Annotated in this window: 15 protein-coding genes; 13 read left to right on the forward strand and 2 right to left on the reverse strand. The window is 67.7% G+C overall.

Going from position 1 to position 19,249, the window contains the following annotated elements:
• Window positions 1-211 precede the first annotated feature (211 nt).
• The 3 genes from eat to eutC are packed head-to-tail and all read left to right on the forward strand — an operon-like array spanning window position 212 to window position 3,827.
• On the forward strand, window positions 212-1,624 hold the full coding sequence (gene eat, locus SLQ33_RS09040; RefSeq protein WP_319453483.1) for an ethanolamine permease: 1,413 nt from the start codon (window positions 212-214) through the stop codon (window positions 1,622-1,624).
• Complete coding sequence (locus SLQ33_RS09045) at window positions 1,621-3,063, forward strand: ethanolamine ammonia-lyase subunit EutB (RefSeq protein WP_319453484.1); 1,443 nt, start codon at window positions 1,621-1,623, stop codon at window positions 3,061-3,063. Before eat ends, SLQ33_RS09045 begins: the two co-directional genes overlap by 4 nt.
• Entirely contained in the window at window positions 3,060-3,827 is a 768-nt protein-coding gene (eutC, locus tag SLQ33_RS09050; protein WP_319453485.1) for an ethanolamine ammonia-lyase subunit EutC, read from the forward strand. Before SLQ33_RS09045 ends, eutC begins: the two co-directional genes overlap by 4 nt.
• Before the next feature lie 29 nt (window positions 3,828-3,856).
• On the opposite strand, the gene SLQ33_RS09055 is transcribed toward eutC, so the two are convergent.
• Window positions 3,857-6,463: a helix-turn-helix transcriptional regulator gene (locus SLQ33_RS09055; protein WP_319453486.1), complete on the reverse strand. Its 2,607-nt coding sequence runs from the start codon at window positions 6,461-6,463 to the stop codon at window positions 3,857-3,859.
• A 350-nt stretch (window positions 6,464-6,813) separates the two neighbouring features.
• On the opposite strand from SLQ33_RS09055, the gene SLQ33_RS09060 reads away from it, so the two are divergent.
• The 8 genes from SLQ33_RS09060 to SLQ33_RS09095 all read left to right on the forward strand — a co-directional run bounded on the left by SLQ33_RS09060 (window position 6,814) and on the right by SLQ33_RS09095 (window position 17,603).
• Window positions 6,814-10,215 (forward strand): beta-propeller fold lactonase family protein, encoded by a 3,402-nt coding sequence (locus tag SLQ33_RS09060; RefSeq protein WP_319453487.1) that lies wholly within the window; start codon window positions 6,814-6,816, stop codon window positions 10,213-10,215.
• 446 nt (window positions 10,216-10,661) lie between these two features.
• Window positions 10,662-11,963 carry a glutamate-1-semialdehyde 2,1-aminomutase gene (gene hemL / locus SLQ33_RS09065; RefSeq protein ID WP_319453488.1) on the forward strand — a complete coding sequence of 434 codons (1,302 nt, stop codon included), beginning with the start codon at window positions 10,662-10,664 and terminating at the stop codon, window positions 11,961-11,963.
• Entirely contained in the window at window positions 11,960-12,574 is a 615-nt protein-coding gene (locus tag SLQ33_RS09070) for a histidine phosphatase family protein (RefSeq protein WP_319453489.1), read from the forward strand. The genes hemL and SLQ33_RS09070 overlap by 4 nt, the downstream gene beginning before the upstream one ends.
• Window positions 12,574-13,155 (forward strand): TlpA disulfide reductase family protein, encoded by a 582-nt coding sequence (locus tag SLQ33_RS09075; RefSeq protein ID WP_319453490.1) that lies wholly within the window; start codon window positions 12,574-12,576, stop codon window positions 13,153-13,155. The genes SLQ33_RS09070 and SLQ33_RS09075 overlap by 1 nt, the downstream gene beginning before the upstream one ends.
• 38 nt (window positions 13,156-13,193) lie before the next feature.
• Window positions 13,194-13,958 (forward strand): cytochrome c biogenesis CcdA family protein, encoded by a 765-nt coding sequence (locus tag SLQ33_RS09080; protein WP_319453828.1) that lies wholly within the window; start codon window positions 13,194-13,196, stop codon window positions 13,956-13,958.
• 44 nt (window positions 13,959-14,002) lie between these two features.
• Complete coding sequence (locus SLQ33_RS09085) at window positions 14,003-15,508, forward strand: cytochrome c biogenesis protein ResB (protein ID WP_319453829.1); 1,506 nt, start codon at window positions 14,003-14,005, stop codon at window positions 15,506-15,508.
• A complete protein-coding gene (gene ccsB / locus SLQ33_RS09090) occupies window positions 15,505-16,479 on the forward strand; it encodes a c-type cytochrome biogenesis protein CcsB (RefSeq protein WP_319453491.1) in 975 nt (324 codons plus the stop codon). Before SLQ33_RS09085 ends, ccsB begins: the two co-directional genes overlap by 4 nt.
• Complete coding sequence (locus tag SLQ33_RS09095) at window positions 16,476-17,603, forward strand: AAA family ATPase (protein ID WP_413467628.1); 1,128 nt, start codon at window positions 16,476-16,478, stop codon at window positions 17,601-17,603. Before ccsB ends, SLQ33_RS09095 begins: the two co-directional genes overlap by 4 nt.
• Here SLQ33_RS09095 and SLQ33_RS09100 read toward each other — a convergent pair.
• Entirely contained in the window at window positions 17,600-17,761 is a 162-nt protein-coding gene (locus SLQ33_RS09100; protein ID WP_319453830.1) for a hypothetical protein, read from the reverse strand. The two genes, SLQ33_RS09095 and SLQ33_RS09100, sit on opposite strands and share 4 nt — an antisense overlap.
• Window positions 17,762-17,814: 53 nt before the next feature.
• Here SLQ33_RS09100 and SLQ33_RS09105 point away from each other — a divergent pair, with 53 nt between their 5' ends.
• A complete protein-coding gene (locus tag SLQ33_RS09105) occupies window positions 17,815-18,156 on the forward strand; it encodes a DUF4229 domain-containing protein (RefSeq protein WP_413467616.1) in 342 nt (113 codons plus the stop codon).
• Complete coding sequence (locus SLQ33_RS09110; RefSeq protein ID WP_319453493.1) at window positions 18,153-19,193, forward strand: aminotransferase class V-fold PLP-dependent enzyme; 1,041 nt, start codon at window positions 18,153-18,155, stop codon at window positions 19,191-19,193. The genes SLQ33_RS09105 and SLQ33_RS09110 overlap by 4 nt, the downstream gene beginning before the upstream one ends.
• The last annotated feature ends 56 nt before the right edge of the window (window positions 19,194-19,249 follow it).

Consider the following 19,249-nt stretch of genomic DNA (forward strand, 5'->3'; position numbering starts at 1 on the left):
CGAGATCGACATGAGGGTCGTTCCGCGATCGAGATCACGACCCTGGTGTCGAACTCGTCGATGAAGTGCGCTTGCTAGTCGAACGCTCAGCGTCCCCCGGCTGAACTAAATGCACGTAATGCTGCGGTCATCTGGGGCACCTGGACGCGTTACAGCGCCGCCCTACCGTCCGGGGAACCTAGGCACGCGGCCCGGGGAGAGCGGAGTAGGCATGTCGACGACCCCTGGCGTTCAAGACGCGAGCAGCGAGTACCTCGCGAAGCGAACACTGAAGCGGGGTAGCGCCGGCTGGCTGCTGCTCGCCGGCCTCGGCGTCAGCTACGTGATCTCAGGCGACTACTCGGGGTGGAACTTCGGCCTCGCCGAGGGTGGCTTCGGGGGACTGCTGATCGCTGGTGTGGTGATCGCGGGCATGTATCTGGCCCTGGTGCTCGGCATGGCTGAGATGTCCTCGGCGCTACCGGCGGCGGGCGGCGGCTACACCTTCGCGCGTCGGGCACTGGGACCGTGGGGTGGGTTTGCCACCGGGACAGCGATTCTGATCGAGTACGCGATCGCGCCCGCGGCGATCGCCACCTTCATCGGCGCCTACGTCGAATCCCTTGGCCTGTTCGGCATTACCGACGGTTGGTGGGTGTACCTCGCCGTGTACGCGTTGTTCATCGGCATCCACCTGAGCGGTGTCGGCGAAGCGCTCAAGGTCATGTTCGTCATCACCGCGATCGCGCTGGCCGGTCTGCTGATCTTCGCGGGCTCGGCCATCGGCAGCTTCGATGCTTCGAACCTGACTGACATCGCGCCGACCGATGCGGCGGGCGCTTCGTCGTTCCTGCCCTTCGGGTACATGGGTATCTGGGCGGCGGTGCCGTTCGCGATCTGGTTCTTCCTGGCCGTCGAAGGCGTCCCACTGGCGGCCGAGGAAGCCAAGGAGCCCGAACGCAATGTGCCAAAGGGGATCATCGCCGCGATGGGCGTCTTGCTGGTCACCGGCGCCACCGTGTTGGTCCTCACCGCCGGCGTCGGTGGGGCCGAGGCCATGAGCGCGTCGGGCAACCCATTGGTGGAGGCCCTCGGCGACTCGGGCATGGCCAAGGTGGTCAACTACATCGGGCTGGCCGGGCTGGTCGCCAGCTTCTTCTCCATCATCTACGCCTACTCGCGGCAGCTGTTCGCACTGTCCCGGGCCGGCTACCTCCCAAAGAGCCTGTCGGTAGTCAACTCCCGCAAGGCACCGACACTCGCGTTGGTGGTACCCGGCGTGATCGGCTTCGCGTTGTCGCTGACAGGTCAGGGCGCGATGCTGCTGAACATGGCGGTGTTCGGCGCCGCGCTGTCCTACGTCCTGATGATGGTCAGCCACATCGTGCTGCGGATCCGCGAACCGCATATGCCGCGGCCGTATCGCACTCCGGGCGGCATCGTCACGACGTCGTTCGCGCTCGTCGTCGCGGCGCTGTCGGTGGTGGCGACCTTCGTGGTGGACGTCACGGCCGCGTTCTGGTGCCTCGGGGTATTCGCGGCGTTCATGGCGTACTTCGGGTTCTACAGTCGCCACCACTTGGTGGCGAACTCGCCCGACGAGGAGTTCGCGGCACTCGCGGCCGCCGAGGAGGAGCTGGAATGACCGGCCCGCGGCTCAAGCAGCACACCGCGCGTGCCGGCGGAAAGACCTACACCTTCAACGGCCTGGTGGAACTGATGGCCAAGGCCACGCCGCTGCGATCGGGTGACGAGCTGGCCGGCTGCGCGGCATCCTCGGATGCCGAGCGGGCGGCCGCTCAGTGGGCGCTTGCCGACACCGGCCTCGAGGTCTTCCTCGAAGAGATGGTGGTTCCGTACGAGGACGACGAAGTCACCCGGCTCATCATCGACAGCCACGACAGGGTCGAGTTCCAGTGGATCTCGCATCTGAGCGTCGGCGGATTGCGCGACTGGCTGCTCGACGTCGCCGCCGGGCCCGACCCAGTGGCTGCGGCTGCGAAGATCGCCGCAATCTCGGGGGCGATCACCCCGGAGATGGCCGCCGCGGTCAGCAAGATCATGCGCAACCAGGACCTGATCGCGGCCGCACGGGCGATGACGGTGACATCGGCCTTCCGCACCACCGTCGGCCTGCCGGGCACACTTGCCACCCGCCTCCAGCCGAATCACCCCACCGACGACCCGCGCGGGATCGCCGCGGCCACATTGGACGGCCTGTTGCTGGGATGCGGCGACGCGGTGATCGGCATCAATCCGGCCACCGATTCCCCGGAGGCCACCGCAGACCTGCTGGTGCTGCTCGACGATATCCGCGCCCGCTACGCGATTCCGGCCCAGTCGTGCGTGTTGTCGCACGTCACCACCACCATCGAACTGATCGAGCGAGGTGCTCCCGTCGATCTGGTATTCCAATCGGTGGCAGGCACCGAGGGCGCCAACTCGGCGTTCGGTGTCGACATCGCGCTGCTGCGTGAGGGATTGGCGGCCGGACGGTCGCTGAACCGTGGCACCGTCGGGGACAACGTGATGTACCTCGAGACGGGCCAGGGCTCCGCGCTGAGCTCAGGTGCGCACCTCGGCATGGGCGGCCAGCCGGTCGACCAGCAGACGCTGGAGACCCGGGCCTACGCGGTCGCGCGGGACCTGGAGCCACTGCTGGTCAACACCGTGGTCGGGTTCATCGGGCCCGAATACCTCTACGACGGAAAGCAAATCGTGCGCGCGGGCCTCGAGGATCACTTCTGCGGCAAGCTACTTGGCCTGCCGATGGGTGTCGACGTGTGCTACACCAACCACGCCGAAGCAGACCAGGACGACATGGACGTACTCGTGACGCTGCTGGCCGCGGCCGGCGTGGCGTTCGTGATCGCGGTGCCGGGTGCCGACGACGTGATGCTGGGTTACCAAAGCCTGTCGTTTCACGACGTGCTCTACGCCCGTCAGGTGCTTGGGCTACGGCCCGCGCCAGAGTTCGAGGCGTGGCTGCGCGGCCTTGGGATGAGCGACGCGCACGGGCGGGTGATGCCGGTCGAGGTCGACCAGTCACCATTGCGCGCACTCACCGGCAAGCTGGGCGCATGACTAGCCCTGCGGCGCAAGAGTTTTGGGATCGGCTGCGCCTGACGACGCAGTCCCGCATCGGCCTCGGCCGGGCCGGCAACGCGCTGCCGACCGCCCGCGTGCTGGAGTTCACGACCGCCCACGCGGAGGCGCGCGACGCCGTGCACATCCCGCTCGACGCACCGGCGTTTGCGGCGAAGATCGCCGCGGTGGGCGTCGGAGCTCCTGCCGTGGTGGCCAGCCAGGCCGCCAGCCGCAGCGAGTACCTGCGCAGGCCCGACCTGGGCCGGCTACCCGCCACCCTGGAGTCCGTGCCTGCCGGCACCGCCGACATCGGTGTGGTGCTCGCGGACGGATTGTCGGCCCGCGCGCTGGAGGAGCACGGCGTGGGCTTGCTGACTGCGTTGGTGGAGACCCTGGGCGAGCGGTATTCGATCGCCCCACCCGTGATCGCCACTCAGGCGCGGGTCGCGCTTGGTGATCACATCGGCGCAGCGATGGGCGTGCGCACGTTGATCGTGGTCATCGGCGAGCGGCCGGGCCTGTCGGTCGCCGCCAGCCTCGGGATCTACCTGACGCACCTGCCGCGTCCCGGGCTGACCGATGCAGACCGCAACTGCATCTCCAACATCCATCCGCCCGAAGGCCTCGGTTACGCCGCCGCCGCGCGGGTGGTGGCCGGCTTGGTGGAGGGTGCGCGGCGGCTGGGTCGCTCCGGTGTCGAGCTGAAGGACACGTCACGTGCCGACGAGTTGACGACGCGGCCGACCCTCACCCTGGAGTGAGTTCGCGGAACTAGACGCGCCCACACCACTCAGAGGCCTCGCAGAATGGAGATCAGCTGTTCACGTCTGTTCGTTCCGACACGTTGGGAGGCGCGGAAGAGGTGTCCTTCGACGGAGCGGATCGACATGGTGAGCCGGTCGCCGATCTCCTTGTTCGATAGTCCTTGTGCAGCAAGCGATATGATTTCTCGCTGTCGCGCCGTGAACGGCTGCGCCGTTGTCGCCGCCCGTATTGCCGGGGTCTGGGCGCCTTGGCATTCGGCCACCAGGCGCTGGACGGTGGTGGATGCGCCCAACGCCGCGCCGCCCAACCCCGCGTTTCGGTACGCGACGACGGCTTGCGCTGCGGCGTCGGCGGCGGCGATGCGGTCACCGAACCCCTCGTATTGGTGGGAGACGTCGATGAGTGCGTCCCCGCTTCCCGCGGCGAGTGCTGCGGCATGAGCCGCGGCCGCGGGTGCGCGGGGACCTTTAACGACGTCTGCCAGCTCGGCCAGCCTCGAGGCCGTCGTGTGATCGCCGAACTGGGTCGCGGTCTGCAGCACAACGACTTCCCAGGCGGGTCGGCCTAGCTCACACTCTCTTGCAGCCGCGTCGCGAGTGATCGAGATCGCCTGCGACACGGCGCCTTCGGCGGCGCACGTCCAGGCCTCCGCGATCGATTTCTCCGAGTCCACCATGCAGGCGTCGGGCTCTTGGGCCCACCACTCGATGGCATCGAATTCCCGGCGCGCATCGGTGGCTCGTCCGACCATTGCGGTGACAGTCGTCAGCCACGCCCGCGCGAAGGTCTTCATCATGCGCCCGCGCTCGCCCGTACCTAGATACGCAACGGCTTCCCACAACGAACGCCGCGCGTCATCCAGCGCACCCCGGCTCATCGCCGACATGCCGACAAGCACGCTGTGCCACGACTCCTCATAGGGAACGTCGCGCGTGTCACGCCAAATCCTGGCAATCACGGCGTCCGATTGTGTCAGCGCACCCGCGAGTCGGTAGCCGTAGCTCTGCAGGAACGCCAGTGGGTGCCGCAGGTGTGACACCTCTGGAGATCTGTCGGCGACTGCGTAGCCGCTGTTTGCCGCAGGCTCGAGCTCATCGATGCGACCGAGGTCGCCGAGCCCGGCGACCAACACCCAGGCCAAGAGCACTTGTTCGAGGTCGCTGGTGGGTGTGCCGGCGCGGATGGTAATGGCGCGGTCGACGGCAGCCCCGGCGTTCCCGCGCACCACGTCGATCAATACTCGCAGTGCCGAGGCGAGTGCTTGCGCGGCATCGTCGTCGGCTGGTACTTCGTCGAGTTCCCGCTCGGCGCTTGTCGTTTGACCGAGTGCAACCGTGAAATTCAAAGCGCGAAGAATCGCAATCTGGGCCCGCAGCGGGCCGGACGTTTGGTCGGCGAGTTCGGCGTAGATGGCCTCCGCTTCGATGCCGCGCTCTTGCCAGGCGATCGTCATCACGTGAGCGATCTTGGCCCCTGCCCCACCACCGGCGGCCACTGCGCGCTCGGCGAGGGTTTCGGCGAGCCGCTGATCCAGCAGTTGCATCGCGGCCGAGGCCGCGGTGAGTAGGAGCTCTGGGTCAGCCGCGAGATCGGATTCGATGGTGAGGGCCGCGCGTCGCACGAGCTCTCGCGCATCTGTCGAGCCCTTTCGGGCGAGTTCTCCTGCGATGCGCCCGCGCAGGCGTCGCATGCGCAGGGTGCCGGTGCGGCGGATCTCGCCCAGCATCGGGTGGGCGAGCCGCACGGATGCGGGTCGCACGCTGGAATCGACGCTTATCAGGCCCAGTGATTCGGCCTCGTCGATCGCGTCGGAATCGGCGATCACCGCCAAGACGTCGGCTTCCAGTGGCTCGGCCACGGCAAGCGCATCGAGCACATCACCAATGTTGTTGGGCACTTGGGCCAACCGCGCCGCAAGCAACTCTGCGAGTGTCGGTGAGAGCTTGGGGTGCCCGTCCCACACCCACACGTTTGAGCGCTGTGCCATCCGGCCGGCGTCCACCTCGTTCTCGAGGAGGTGGCGCAGATACAACGCGTTGCCTTGGGTGTATTGCCAAAGCCGTTGTGCACTAACGGAATCCACCGGACCATCGAGTACGTGTTCCACCAGGTGTATGGTCTCGGCCGCCGAAAGCGGTTGCAGTTCCAGGCGTTCCAGATGCTGGTCTTTCCAGATCGCCGTGATGGCGTCTGGTGGCGATTCCCCAGAGCGAACCGTCATGATGACGGTGGCCAGTCGGCGCGTGACGAGTTGGTGAACCGTGAACGCCGACAGGTCGTCCAGGAGATGCGCGTCGTCGACGCCGACGATCACCTCGCCACTTTCCCGGTCGCCAATGAGCCCGTCGATCAGCTCACGCACCCGTCGTAACGGATCGGGGCCGAAGTCGCTGGCGATGTCGGCGAAGGCGCCCAACGGAACGCTGCGCGCCGAGGCAGTGCCGACGATCCAATGCCGGCGCGCCGTTCGGGGACCACAGTCGGTGACGGCTTCGCGCGCGACCCGCGTCTTGCCCACACCGGCGGAGCCGGACAGCACGACCCCGCGGGCGCGCTCGGCGCCCGCCTGGGTGGCCTCGGCGATCACCGCAAGCTCTTCGGATCGCCCGACCAGGGGCCACTGGCGGATCACCGGCAGATTCTAACCGGCACAGACACCCGACTTCCGATTTCAAGCAAGCACGAACATTGGCGCGCGCGAAGACAATTAGCTAGGTCAATGCCCGCATCGCGCAACCACAGTGTGGTCGCATCGGGCAGTGGCAACCGCGGTAGGGACTTGGTCCCGGGCGCATCGGTGGGCATATGCGAAAGATGGACTCGGTCAGCAACGTTCGGCTGAGTGAACGGCTATCCCAATCCGGATCCGATTCAGAACTGGGGTAGTCATTTACGTCAGCCGGTCCGCGGTAGCGCACTTAGTTTCCCTGGCAACACATTGCGAATTCGCAATCGGGTGTTCGGGTAGATGGAGGGGCGACGATGGGTAACGCAAGATACATCGGCCGGGTCGGTGCGCTGGCGGTCGCGCTGGGCATCGGGACTGCGGTGGCCACCACGCCGGGGGTTGCGATGGCCGAGCCTGCGTCGGATTCGTCGTCAGCAGCTGACTCCTCGCCATCGGCTGCCGCGGACTCGACGTCGAAGGACGACGACGCGAAACCCGCGACGTCAGTGGGCAGTTCAGGTGGCGCTCACGCAGCGGGGGACACCCGTGATGTCGCGCAACCGGCTGCGGAGGAGCCTGCCGCTGAGCCCGATGAGGATATCTCGGCAACACCCCAAACCCCGGAACCGACCGCCGAGGAACCCGTCGACGCCGAACCCGTCACGGGCCCCGAATCGAGTGCGCCGGAACAGCCGCTGGTCTCCGATACCCCGGCCGCGCCACCAACCACCGCGGCCGTCGCCCGCACCGAACCTCCGGACAACGACCGCCCCGCGCCTGCGCAACCGGTGACCGTCGATCTGCCGCAGGCCGAACAATCTGACAGCACCGACCCGGACGCCGCGGTGCCCGCCGTCCGCGGTTTGGCCGTTGTCCACCAACCGGCGACCACGGCGTCGTCGGCGCGCAGCACCGCCGCCACGGCCTCCGCCGTGCCCAGCTCGCTGGCCGAGCCCACCACCGCCATGGCGGCGCAGGTGCTTCCCGCTGCCCCGGTAAACCCGCTCGGCGCGGTGTCGGACGTGGTGTCACGCGTCGTGTCGGGGTTGTTGGCGTGGGTGGGGTTGGGTCCGTCGATGACGGCCGCCCCCGCTGCACCGGTGCAGTCGGTGGGGCTGTGGGGGCTGCTGGCGTGGGTGCGCCGAGAAGTCCAGCGCACGTTCTTCAATCAGGGCCCAGCCATTGGCTATGACCCCGCGTTGAACAGCCAGACCCTCGACGGGGTGGTGACCGGTGACCTGAATGCCGTCGATCCCGATGGCGATCCGTTGAGCCTCAGCGTCGTCGAGGCACCGAAGTACGGGTCGGTGTTGATCAACCGGGACGGCACCTTCACCTATACGCCCAACCCCGATTTCGCGCGCACCGGCGGCACCGATGAGTTCACGGTTATGGCCGCGGACACCGGGTTCCACCTGCATGGACCGGGGGGTGTGTTCGCACCCAGCTTCGGCCACACGACATTGGTCAAGGCAAGCGTCGACTTGTTCGCCATCCCGACCACCATCGACGTCGGCGACGGCCCGAACGATGTGGCGATCAGTCCCGGCGGTGCCACCGCCTACGTCACGAACAGCCTCGGCGACACGGTGTCGGTGATCGACACCGCCACCGAATCAGTCACCGCCACCATCACCGTCGGTGATAATCCGCGCGGGGTGGCAATCAGTCCTGATGGCACCCTCGCCTACGTCGCCAATAGCTGGGACGACACGGTGTCGGTGATCGACACTGCTACCAACACCGTCACCGCCACCATCGACGTCGGCGAAGCCCCGCTCTTGGTGGCGGTCGGCCCCGACGGCACTACCGTCTACGTCACCAATAACTTCGACGCCACCGTGTCGGTGATCGACACCGTTACCAACACCGTCACCGCAACCATCGACGTCGTCGCCGATCCGTGCGGGGTGGCGGTCAGCCCCGACGGCGCCACCGTCTACGTCGTCGAGTTCTTCGGCGGCTCCGTGTCGGTGATCGACACCGCTACCAACACCGTCACAACAACCATCGACGTCGGCGACGGCCCGTTCGCCGTGGCGTTCAGCCCCGACGGCGCCGTCGCGTACGTCACCAACGGCGCCGGCGGCACCGTGCGGGTGATCGACACGGCCACCAACAGCGTCACCGCCACCATCACCGTCGGCAACGGACCGGACGACGTCGCGTTCAGCCCCGACGGCGCCACCGCCTACGTCACCAACCAGAGCGACGACACCGTGTCAGTGATCGATACCGCCACCAACACCGTCACCAAGACCCTCACCGTCGGCGACTGGCCGCTCGCTGTGGCGGTCGGCCCCGACGGCACCCGCGTCTACGTCACGAACTTCAAGGACGACACCGTGTCGGTGCTCGATGTGTCGGCGCAGCTGAATGTTGCTGCGGTGTCCGCTGTTCCGGCGAACCCGGCGGCCTCGTCCGTGCAGACGAGCATCGTGTCCGATGTGGTGTCGGGGCTGTGGGGGCTGCTGGGCTGGGTGCGCCGAGAAGTCCAGCGCACGTTCTTCAATGAGGCTTCAACCATCAGCTACAACCCCGCGTTGAACAGCCAGTCCCGCGACGGGGTGGTGACCGGTGACCTGAATGCCGTCGATCCCGATGGCGATCCGTTGAGCCTGAGCATCGTCGAGGCACCGAAGTACGGGTCGGTGTTGATCAACCGGGACGGGACCTTCACCTATACGCCCAACCCCGATTTCGCGCGCACCGGCGGCACCGATGAGTTCACGGTTATGGCCGCGGACACCGGGTTCCACCTGCATGGGCCGGGGGGTGTGTTCGCACCCAGCTTCGGCCACACGACATTGGTCAAGGCAAGCGTCGACTTGTTCGCCATCCCGACCATCATCGATGTCGGCGACGACTGGCCGCAGGGTGTGGTGGTCAGACCCGATGGCGCCACCGTCTACGTCACCAACCAGCTCGACGACTCGGTGTCGGTGATCGACACCGCCACCAACACCGTCACCACCACGATCGGCGTCGGCGATAACCCGTTCGGGGTGGCAGTCAGTCCCAACGGCGCCACCGCCTACGTCGCCAATCGCTCAGGCGACTCGGTATCGGTGATCGACACCGTCACCAACACCGTCACCGCGACCATCACCGTCGGCGACGGTCCGTTGGGTGTGGCGGTCAGCCCCGACGGTGCCATCGTCTACGTCGCCAATCGCCCAGGCGACTCGGTATCGGTGATCGACACCGTCACCAACACCGTCACCGCCACGATCGGCGTGGGCGATGGCTCGTCCGCGGTGGTGGTCAGTCCGGACGGTGCCACCGTCTACGTCGCCAACGCCAACGACGACTCGGTATCGGTGATCGACACCGTCACCAACACCGTCACCGCCACGATCGCCGTCGGCGAGGACCCGCACTCGGTGGTGGTCAGTCCCGACGGCGCCACCGTGTACGTCGCCAACGCCCACGACGACTCGGTATCGGTGATCGACACCGTCACCAACACAGTCACCACCACGATCGCTGTCGGCGACTACCCGGTCAGCGTGGTGGTCAGTCCCGACGGCGCCACCGTCTACGTCGCCAACGGCCACGGCGACACGGTGTCGGTGATCGATACCGCCACCAACACCGTCACCAAGACCAAAACCGTCGGCGACTTCCCCGTCGAGGTGGCGGTCAGCCCCGACGGCACCATCTACATCAGCCATCACGGCGACGGCACCGTCTGGGCGATCGACCTCCCCTGGTGACATTCGCCGGCGTCGTCCGTCTGCCGGCAACGGCCCAGCGCCCTTGGAAAGGAAACATCATGAAACGAACACTCATCGCGGGGTTGGCAACTGCTGCCCTGGTATCGAACGGGCTTTTGCTGGCCGCGGGCACAGCGCAGGCCGCCAACGAGGGCCCGTTCGTATGGTGCCCAGGGCAAACCATGAGTTACCCGGGACCGGGGGGCGAATTCCTTTGGGACATGAATGTCTGCCACACCTGGTACCGCGTCGACTTCGGGAAGGGCAATGTTCCGCGGAATTCCCCTCCGCCTCCCGAATCGAACATTTGGGACGGCGATAATCCCCCACCGAGCGATCGGTGCTATCCCTGGTGCTTGTAGGCCGCCGATGCGACGGTGAATGCCCTATCGGTATAACTACACCCTGTAGTTGACGCTGTAGGTGTGACTGGGACACTGGTGGCCATGCGTGCTGACACATCGGCGCGGCTGTTCGCCGAGGCGGCCGCCGTGATCCCCGGCGGGGTCAACTCGCCGGTGCGGGCCTTCACCTCCGTGGGTGGGACGCCGCGGTTCATCACGAAGGCCGCAGGCTGCTGGCTGACCGACGCCGACGACAACCGCTACGTCGACCTGGTGTGTTCGTGGGGCCCGATGCTGCTCGGGCACGCGCACCCCGCGATCGTCGAGGCGGTTCAGCGGGCCGCCGCCGACGGGCTGAGCTTCGGAGCGCCGACGCCTGCGGAGACCGAGTTGGCCCGTGAGCTCATCGGCCGCGTCAGCGCCGTCGAGAAGGTCCGGTTCGTCAACTCGGGCACCGAGGCCACCATGAGCGCGATCCGGCTGGCCCGCGGCTTCACCGGTCGCCCCAAGATCGTCAAGTTCTCGGGCTGCTATCACGGCCACAGCGACGCGCTGCTCGCCGACGCCGGCTCGGGCGTTGCGACGCTGGGCCTGCCGTCCTCGCCCGGCGTCACCGGCGCAGCCACCGCCGACACCATCGTGTTGCCGTACAACGACGTCGCCGCCGTCGAAGCCACCTTCGCCGAGCTCGGCGACCAGATCGCCTGCATCATCAGCGAAGCCGCCGCGGGCAACATGGGCACCGTCGCCCCGCTGCCCGGCTACAACGCCGCGCTGCGCCGCATCACCCAGCAGCACGGTGCGCTGCTCATCCTCGACGAGGTGATGACCGGCTTCCGGGTCAGCCGCGCGGGCTGGTTCGGCGTCGACGGGGTCGCGGCCGACCTGCTGACCTTCGGCAAGGTGATGAGCGGGGGGCTGCCCGCCGCCGCGTTCGGTGGTCGCGCCGAGGTGATGGATCGACTCGCCCCGATCGGCCCGGTGTATCAGGCGGGCACGCTGTCGGGGAATCCCGTCGCGATGGCCGCCGGCCTGGCCACGCTGCGCACCGCCGACGCCGCTGCCTACGCCACCGTCGACGCCAACGCTGACCGACTGGCTGGCCTGCTCAGCGACGCCTTGACCGAAGCATCTGTGGCGCACCGGGTTTCGCGGGCCGGAAACATGTTCAGCGTGTTCTTCTCCGAGTCGCCGGTCACCGACTTCGCGTCGGCCAAGGCCACCGATACGTGGCGCTTCCCGCCGTTCTTCCACGCCCTGCTCGACGCAGGCGTGTACCCGCCGTGCAGTGCGTACGAGACGTGGTTCGCCTCCACCGCACTTGACGACGACGCGTTCGACCGGATCGCCGCCGCGCTGCCCGCCGCCGCCCGCGCCGCGGCCGAAGCGAAGGTGCCGGCGTGACCGAACTGACGACGGTGCACGTCATGCGCCACGGCGAAGTGCACAACCCGGACAAGGTGCTCTACGGCCGGCTGCCGGACTTCCACCTCTCCGAACGGGGCCGGGCGCAGGCCCAGGCGACGGCAAACTGGTTGGCGCGCAACGACATCGTCTACATCGTGGCCTCGCCGTTGGAACGGGCTCAGGAGACCGCCGAGCCCATCGCGGTGGCCCACGGCCTTCCGGTCGACACCGACGCCGACCTCATCGAGTCGTGGAACGACTTCGAGGGCAACAAGGTGGCACCGGGCGACGGCGCGCTGCGCGACCCGAGGAACTGGCCGAAGCTGCGCAACCCGCGCAAGCCGTCCTGGGGCGAGCCCTATGACGAGATCGCGCCCCGCATGATGGCGGCGTTGCACCGGGCGCGGGAAAAGGCGGTCGGCCACGAGGCGGTGTGCGTCAGCCACCAGCTTCCCGTCGAGACGTTGCGCCGCGCGATGACTGGACGCAAGCTGCCGCATCTTCCGTTGCCGCACAGCAGGTTGTGCAACCTGGCGTCGGTGACGTCGTTCACCTTCGATGGCGACCGCATGATCCGCTGGGGTTATACGGAGCCCTGGGGAATCTAGTGAGATGGGTGGTGGCTTCGCTGGCGGTGGCAGTGCTTCTGAGCGGCTGCTCCACCGGTGACGACGCGGTGGCCCAGGGTGGCACGTTCGAGTTCGTCGCTCCCGGCGGAAAGACCGACATCACCTACGACCCACCGGCGTCCCGCAACCGGCCTGGCCCAATCTCCGGACCCGAACTGACCGACCCGGCCAAGACGGTGTCGCTCGACGACTTCGCCGGCAAGGTCGTCGTCATCAACGTCTGGGGGCAGTGGTGCGGCCCGTGCCGCTCGGAGATCACCGAGTTGCAGAAGGTCTACGACGCCACCAAGGACAAGGGCGTGGCGTTTCTCGGCATCGACGTCCGGGACAACAATCGTGATGCCGCAGTCGATTTCGTCGTCGACCGCAAGGTGACCTTCCCGTCCATCTACGACCCCGCGATGCGGACGATGATCGCGTTCGGCGGCAGGTATCCGACCACGGTCATCCCGTCCACCGTCGTGTTGGACCGACAGCACCGCGTCGCGGCAGTGTTCCTGCGCGAACTGCTCGCCGAGGACCTGCAGCCGCTCGTCGAACGGCTGGCCGCCGAGAAGTGACGGTCCTGGCAGCCACCCTCGACGAGGTCGACCAGCTGATGTCGACCGGACCGATTGCGCTCGCGGTATGCGTCAGTGTGCTGGCCGGTTTCGTGTCGTTCGCGTCGCCCTGCGTGGTGCCGTTGGTGCCCGGGTATCTGTCCTACCTGGCGGCGGTCGTCGGCGTGGAGGACGCCCCGACGGGAGCCGACGGCGCGCACGTCGCGGTGCGCGCCGCCCGGTGGCGCGTCGCCGGGGCCGCGCTGCTGTTCATCGCCGGGTTCACGGTGGTGTTCGTGCTCGGCACCGTGGCGGTGCTTGGGCTGACCACCACGCTGATCGCGAATCAGCTTCTGCTGCAACGCATCGGTGGCGTCATCACCATCGTCATGGGTTTGGTGTTCATCGGGTTCATTCCGGTGATGCAGCGCGAGGTGCGGTTCGCGCCGCGCCTGCTGTCGACCATCGGCGGCGCCCCGCTGCTCGGCGCGGTGTTTGCGCTCGGCTGGACGCCGTGCCTCGGCCCGACGCTGACGGCCGTCATCGCGGTGGCCTCGGCCAGCGACGGTGGCACCGTGACCCGCGGCGTGGTGCTGGTGGTCGCCTACTGCTTGGGATTGGGAATTCCGTTCCTGCTCTTGGCCTTCGGCTCGGCGTGGGCAGTGCGCGGACTGGGTTGGCTGCGCCGTCACACGCGGACCATCCAGCTGCTCGGCGGCATATTGCTGATCATCGTCGGGCTCGCACTTGTGACCGGGTTGTGGAACGAGTTCATTTCGTGGGTGCGCGACGCGTTCGTCAGCGACTTCAGGTTGCCGCTGTGAAACTCGTTGCCTACGCCCGCAACACGTGGCGCACCCTGACGTCGATGGGCACCGCACTGGTGCTGCTGTTCCTGCTGGCGCTGGCCGCGATACCCGGAGCGCTGCTGCCCCAGCGCAGTCTGAACGCGTCGAAGGTCGACGAGTACCTCGCCGAGCATTCGACCATCGGGCCGTGGCTCGACCGGCTGCAGGCGTTCACCGTGTTCTCCAGCTTCTGGTTCACGGCCATCTACGTGCTGCTGTTCATCTCGCTGGTGGGGTGTCTGACGCCGCGGCTGTTCGAGCACGTCAAGAGCCTGCGCGCGACGCCCGTCGCCGCGCCGCGCAACCTGTCCAGACTGCCCAAGCACCACGAAGCCGTCGTCGCGGGTGACGCAGAGGACGTCGCAGCCGAGGTGTCTGAACGGCTTTCGGGCTGGCGACGCACCATCCGGCGCGAGGGCGAGGCCGTCGAGGTCTCCGCCGAGAAGGGCTACCTGCGCGAGTTCGGCAACATCGTCTTCCACTTCTCGCTGATCGGCCTGCTGGTCGCCGTCGCGGCGGGCAAGTTGTTCGGCTACGAGGGCAATGTCATCGTCGTCGCCAACGGCGGGCCCGGCTTCTGCTCGGCGTCGCCCGCGGCCTTCGACTCGTTCCGGGCGGGCAACACCGTCGACGGCACGTCGCTGCATCCGATCTGCTTGAAGGTCAACGACTTCGACGCACGGTACCTCCCGTCGGGGCAGGCCCTGTCGTTCGCGGCGAACATCGAGTATCAGAGCGGCGAAGACCTCAACAGCGATACCTGGCGGCCGTACCGGCTCGAGGTCAACCATCCGCTGCGCCTCGGCGGAGACCGGATCTATCTGCAGGGCCACGGCTACGCGCCGACGTTCACGGTGACGTTCCCCGACGGGCAGAGCCGCACCCAAACGGTGCAGTGGCGGCCCGATGATCCGCTGACGCTGCTGTCGTCGGGGGTGATCCGCGTCGACCCGCCCGGCGGCACCTACCCCGACGCCGAGGAACGTCGCAAGCACCAGATCGCGGTGCAGGGGTTGTTCGCCCCGACCGAGCAACTCGACGGGAAGCTGCTGTCGTCGAGCTTCCCCGCGCTGAACGATCCCGCAGTGGCCATCGACGTCTACCGCGGTGACACCGGGTTGGACACTGGGCGCCCGCAGTCGCTCTTCTCGCTGGACCCCAGCCTCATCGAACAGAAGCGGCTGACCAAGCAGGCCCGGGTCAACCTGACGGTAGGCGAGTCCACCCGGCTCGACGACGGTACGACGGTGCGGTTCGACGGCGCGGTGCCGTTCATCAATCTGCAGGTGTCGCATGACCCGGCTCAGGTGTGGGTGCTGGTGTCCGCGCTGACGATGATGGCCGGATTGCTGGTGTCGTTGGTGGTGCGGAGGCGGCGTGTTTGGGTTCGTGTGACGCCCACGACGCCGGGTACGGTAAGCGTCGAACTCGGAGGCCTCGCACGCACCGACAATTCGGGCTGGGGTGACGAGTTCGAGCGGTTGACCGCACGGCTATTGGACGGCCGGGAGAGTAGGGACGAGTGAACACCGACCACATCGACATCGGCCTTTCCCGCTATTCGGACTTGGCCTTCACCTCGTCGATCGTGGTGCTCGTCGTCGCCTTGCTGCTGCTCGCGTTCGAACTCGCGTACACCCGCAGCCGACGCGTCGAGGCGCGCGAGACCGTGAGCGCGGGCGTCGCGGCAGGCGATGGTCGACCGGGCCTGGTGGCGGACGCGCCGCGGCGGTCGTTCGACGAGCGGGTCGGCGGCGCCGGGTTGGCCCTGGTCTACCTCGGCATCGCGATGCTGCTCGGTTGCATCGTGTTGCGCGGCCTGGCGACCATGCGCGTGCCGTGGGGCAACATGTACGAGTTCATCAACCTGACCTGCTTCTGCGGTCTGGTTGCAGCCGCCGTCATGCTGCGCAAGCCGCAGTACCGCTCCCTCTGGGCGTTCGTGCTGCTACCCGTGCTGATCCTGCTGACGGTGTCCGGACGCTGGCTATATGCCAACGCCGCCCCGGTGATGCCCGCGCTGCAGTCGTACTGGCTGCCCATCCACGTCTCGGTGGTGAGCTTGGGCTCGGGAGTCTTCCTGGTCGCAGGCGTGGCCAGCATTCTCTTCCTGGTCAAGATGTCGCCGCTGGGCGAGCCGGACCGCGACGGCGTCGTCGCCCGGATCGTGGCGCGGCTGCCCGACGCGCAGACACTGGACCGCATCGCGTACCGCGCGACCATCTTCGGTTTCCCGGTGTTCGGTTTTGGCGTCATCTTCGGGGCGATCTGGGCCGAGGAGGCGTGGGGCCGCTACTGGGGTTGGGACCCCAAGGAGACGGTGGCCTTCATCGCGTGGGTCATCTACGCCGCGTACCTGCACGCCCGTTCCACGGCAGGCTGGCGTGACCGCAAGGCTGCGTGGATCAACGTCGCCGGGTTCGTCGCAATGGTGTTCAACCTGTTCTTCATCAACCTGGTGACCGCCGGACTGCACTCGTACGCGGGGGTGGGCTGAGCTTGAGTCACCCGCCGGCATCCGAGAGGCCATCGGGGTTCCGATCGCAGGAGCGGTTCAGCGACCCCGCACAGTCGATACCGCCGGAGTGGACGGCGCCGACGCCACCCAACGGGTTCCCGGCGCTACGTCCGCCGACCGCGGCGCCCGTGCCCGTCCCACCGGCACCTGCACCCGAACCGCTGCCAGACGCGGGCGCGTCGCCCTATCTCGACCTCTCGACGGTCGCGCTGTTGGGCCAGCCGAAGCGCAAGCCGTCGAAGGGGTGGCGACGCTGGCTGTACGCGTCCACCTTCAGCCTGGTCAATCTCGGCGACGGTTCCAAGGCGACGCGGCACAAGTCGCTGACCACGCAGGTGAATCGGCCGCTGCGCGGGTGCTACCGGATCGCGCTGCTGTCGCTCAAGGGCGGCGTCGGTAAGACCACCGTCACGGCGACGCTGGGTGCCACGTTCGCGTCGATCCGCGGCGACCGGGTGATCGCCGTCGATGCGAACCCGGACCGCGGCACGCTCAGCCAGAAGGTGCCGCTGGAGACTCCTTCGACGGTCCGGCACCTGCTGCGCGACGCCGAGGGGATCAGCAGCTACAGCGACGTCCGCAGCTACACCTCGCAGGGGCCCAGTCGGCTGGAAGTGCTTGCCTCCGAGTCGGATCCGGCGGTGTCGGAGGCGTTCAGCTCCGACGACTACTCCCGGACGCTCGAGGTCTTGGAGCGGTTTTACAGCCTGGTGCTGACCGACTGCGGGACGGGTCTGCTGCATTCGGCGATGTCGGCGGTGCTGAACAACGCGGACCTGCTGGTGGTGGTCAGCTCGGGTTCGGTCGACGGGGCGCGAAGCGCGTCAGCGACGCTGGACTGGCTGGACGCCCATGGCCACCAGCAGTTGGTGCGCGACTCGATCGCGGTCATCAATGCGGTGCGGCCCCGGTCCGGGAAGGTCGACCTGCGCAAGGTCGACGATCACTTCGCGCGCAGGTGCAGAGCCGTGATTCACGTGCCGTTCGATCCGCACCTCGAAGAGGGCGCCGAGATCAATTTGGACCGGCTCAAGCCGCCGACCCGCGATGCGCTGCTCGAAATGGCGGCGGTGGTGGCAAACGGCTTCCCGGACACCCGCTAGCGCGGGTCGTTGTCGGGGTGGCCGATCCTCCGTAGGAAGTCCGGGTCGTCGTCCGGCCCGATCATCCTGGTCTTGGGCCTACTGGCGACGGTCCGCGACAACCGCCAGACCGTAAAGCCCAAGCCCGCCAAGATGAGGACGAGGAGTAAGAACTGCAGCACGCAAAAAACCTCCTTGGAGTCAATATACGCGCCATCGGTACGCTCGGTTCGTGGCTGATGCGGACAGCGGGAGCGAAACGACTCCGGAAATGAGCGGTCGGCCCGGCACGCGCGTGGCGTTCGACGTCGCTGCCTACCTGTTGGCGCGGCTGGGGTTGGCGGCAGTGCTGGCGGTGGTCGTCTACGCGGCGGGTCGGCTCATCACCGTGGACTTCCCGGTGACGGTGGCGGTGCTGTTCGCGATCGTGTTGGCCTTCCCGTTGGGCATCTGGGTGTTCGCGCCGTTGCGGCGTCGCGCGACGGTCAGCATCGCCGACTTCGACGAGCGCAGGCAGCGCGACCGCGAAGACCTCAGGGCACGGCTGCGCGGCGACGAACCGTCCGACACGTGACGGCGGCGCGTTCGGCATTCGGAGCTGAATTCGTCGGTGCGGAAGGCTTTCTCAACTCGCCGACCTACGGCCTGCCGCCGGCCTTCCTCGTCGACGAGCTGCGTACCTGCATCGACGCCTGGCAGGCGGGCACGATGGATGCCCGATCGTTCGACGAGCCGGTACGACGCGGGCGTGCCGGGTACGCCGCGCTTGCTGGGGTACCCCTCGAGTCCGTTGCGATGGGCGGCAGTGTCTCGGCGTTGCTGGGTTTGATCGCTGCCGCGGTTCCCGATGGTAGTCGGCTCGTGACACTCGCCGGCGAGTTCACCAGCACCACGTTCCCGTTCGCCGCGCAGGCTGGTCGTGGCGTCACGCTGACCGAGTTGAGCGCTGCGGAGTTGGTGGCGACGGCGTCCGACTACGACGGTGTCGTCGCGAGCGTCGTGCAGTCGGCGAACGGTGACGTGCTCGACGTCGAGGCGTTGCGGGCCGCGGTGGCGGGCAGCGACACGCTGACGGTGCTCGACGTCACGCAGGCGGTCGGATGGAAGCGGCTGGAGCTCGGCTGGGCCGACGTCACCGTCGCGGCGGTGTACAAGTGGCTGCTGGCACCGCGCGGCACCGCGTGGATGTCGTTGAGCGACCGCATGTCTGGGCTCGTGACGCCGCACGCCGCGAATTGGTACGCGGGGCCGGAGCCGTGGTCGACCATCTACGGGTTGCCGCTGCGGCTGGCCGACGACGCGCGCCGGTTCGACACGTCGCCGGCCTGGTTCGGTGCGCTTGGGGCGGGGCTGACGCTGCCGTGGCTCGCTTCGCTGGACGCTGTGGCGGTGGAGGCGCATTGCGTGGGGCTGGCCAACCGGACGTGCGCTGAACTCGGGCTACCGCAAGCTGATTCGGCCATCGTGTCGCTGCCGATCGAGGACGCCGCCGACAAGTTGGCCACGGCCGGAATCCGGGCGTCGGTTCGGGCGGGCGCGGTCCGGGTGGGGTTTCACCTGTACAACACCGAGGACGACCTCGATCGCCTGCTCGCCGCCCTCGCCACCTAGCGACTTCGGCGCGCTTTCGCTCGCTGAGCGTCCGTAACCGCGCCGAAATCGCCGGG

It is taken from the genome of Mycobacterium sp. RTGN6 (assembly GCF_033804605.1).
In the GTDB taxonomy this organism is placed as follows: domain Bacteria; phylum Actinomycetota; class Actinomycetes; order Mycobacteriales; family Mycobacteriaceae; genus Mycobacterium.

What these genes read in the sequence shown, in the direction of transcription:
- eat (WP_319453483.1), top strand. Translation starts at nt 212, where the DNA reads ATGTCGACGACCCCTGGCGTTCAAGACGCGAGCAGCGAGTACCTCGCG.
- SLQ33_RS09045 (WP_319453484.1), top strand. Translation starts at nt 1,621, where the DNA reads ATGACCGGCCCGCGGCTCAAGCAGCACACCGCGCGTGCCGGCGGAAAG.
- eutC (WP_319453485.1), top strand. Translation starts at nt 3,060, where the DNA reads ATGACTAGCCCTGCGGCGCAAGAGTTTTGGGATCGGCTGCGCCTGACG.
- SLQ33_RS09060 (WP_319453487.1), top strand. Translation starts at nt 6,814, where the DNA reads ATGGGTAACGCAAGATACATCGGCCGGGTCGGTGCGCTGGCGGTCGCG.
- hemL (WP_319453488.1), top strand. Translation starts at nt 10,662, where the DNA reads ATGCGTGCTGACACATCGGCGCGGCTGTTCGCCGAGGCGGCCGCCGTG.
- SLQ33_RS09080 (WP_319453828.1), top strand. Translation starts at nt 13,194, where the DNA reads ATGTCGACCGGACCGATTGCGCTCGCGGTATGCGTCAGTGTGCTGGCC.
- SLQ33_RS09085 (WP_319453829.1), top strand. Translation starts at nt 14,003, where the DNA reads ATGGGCACCGCACTGGTGCTGCTGTTCCTGCTGGCGCTGGCCGCGATA.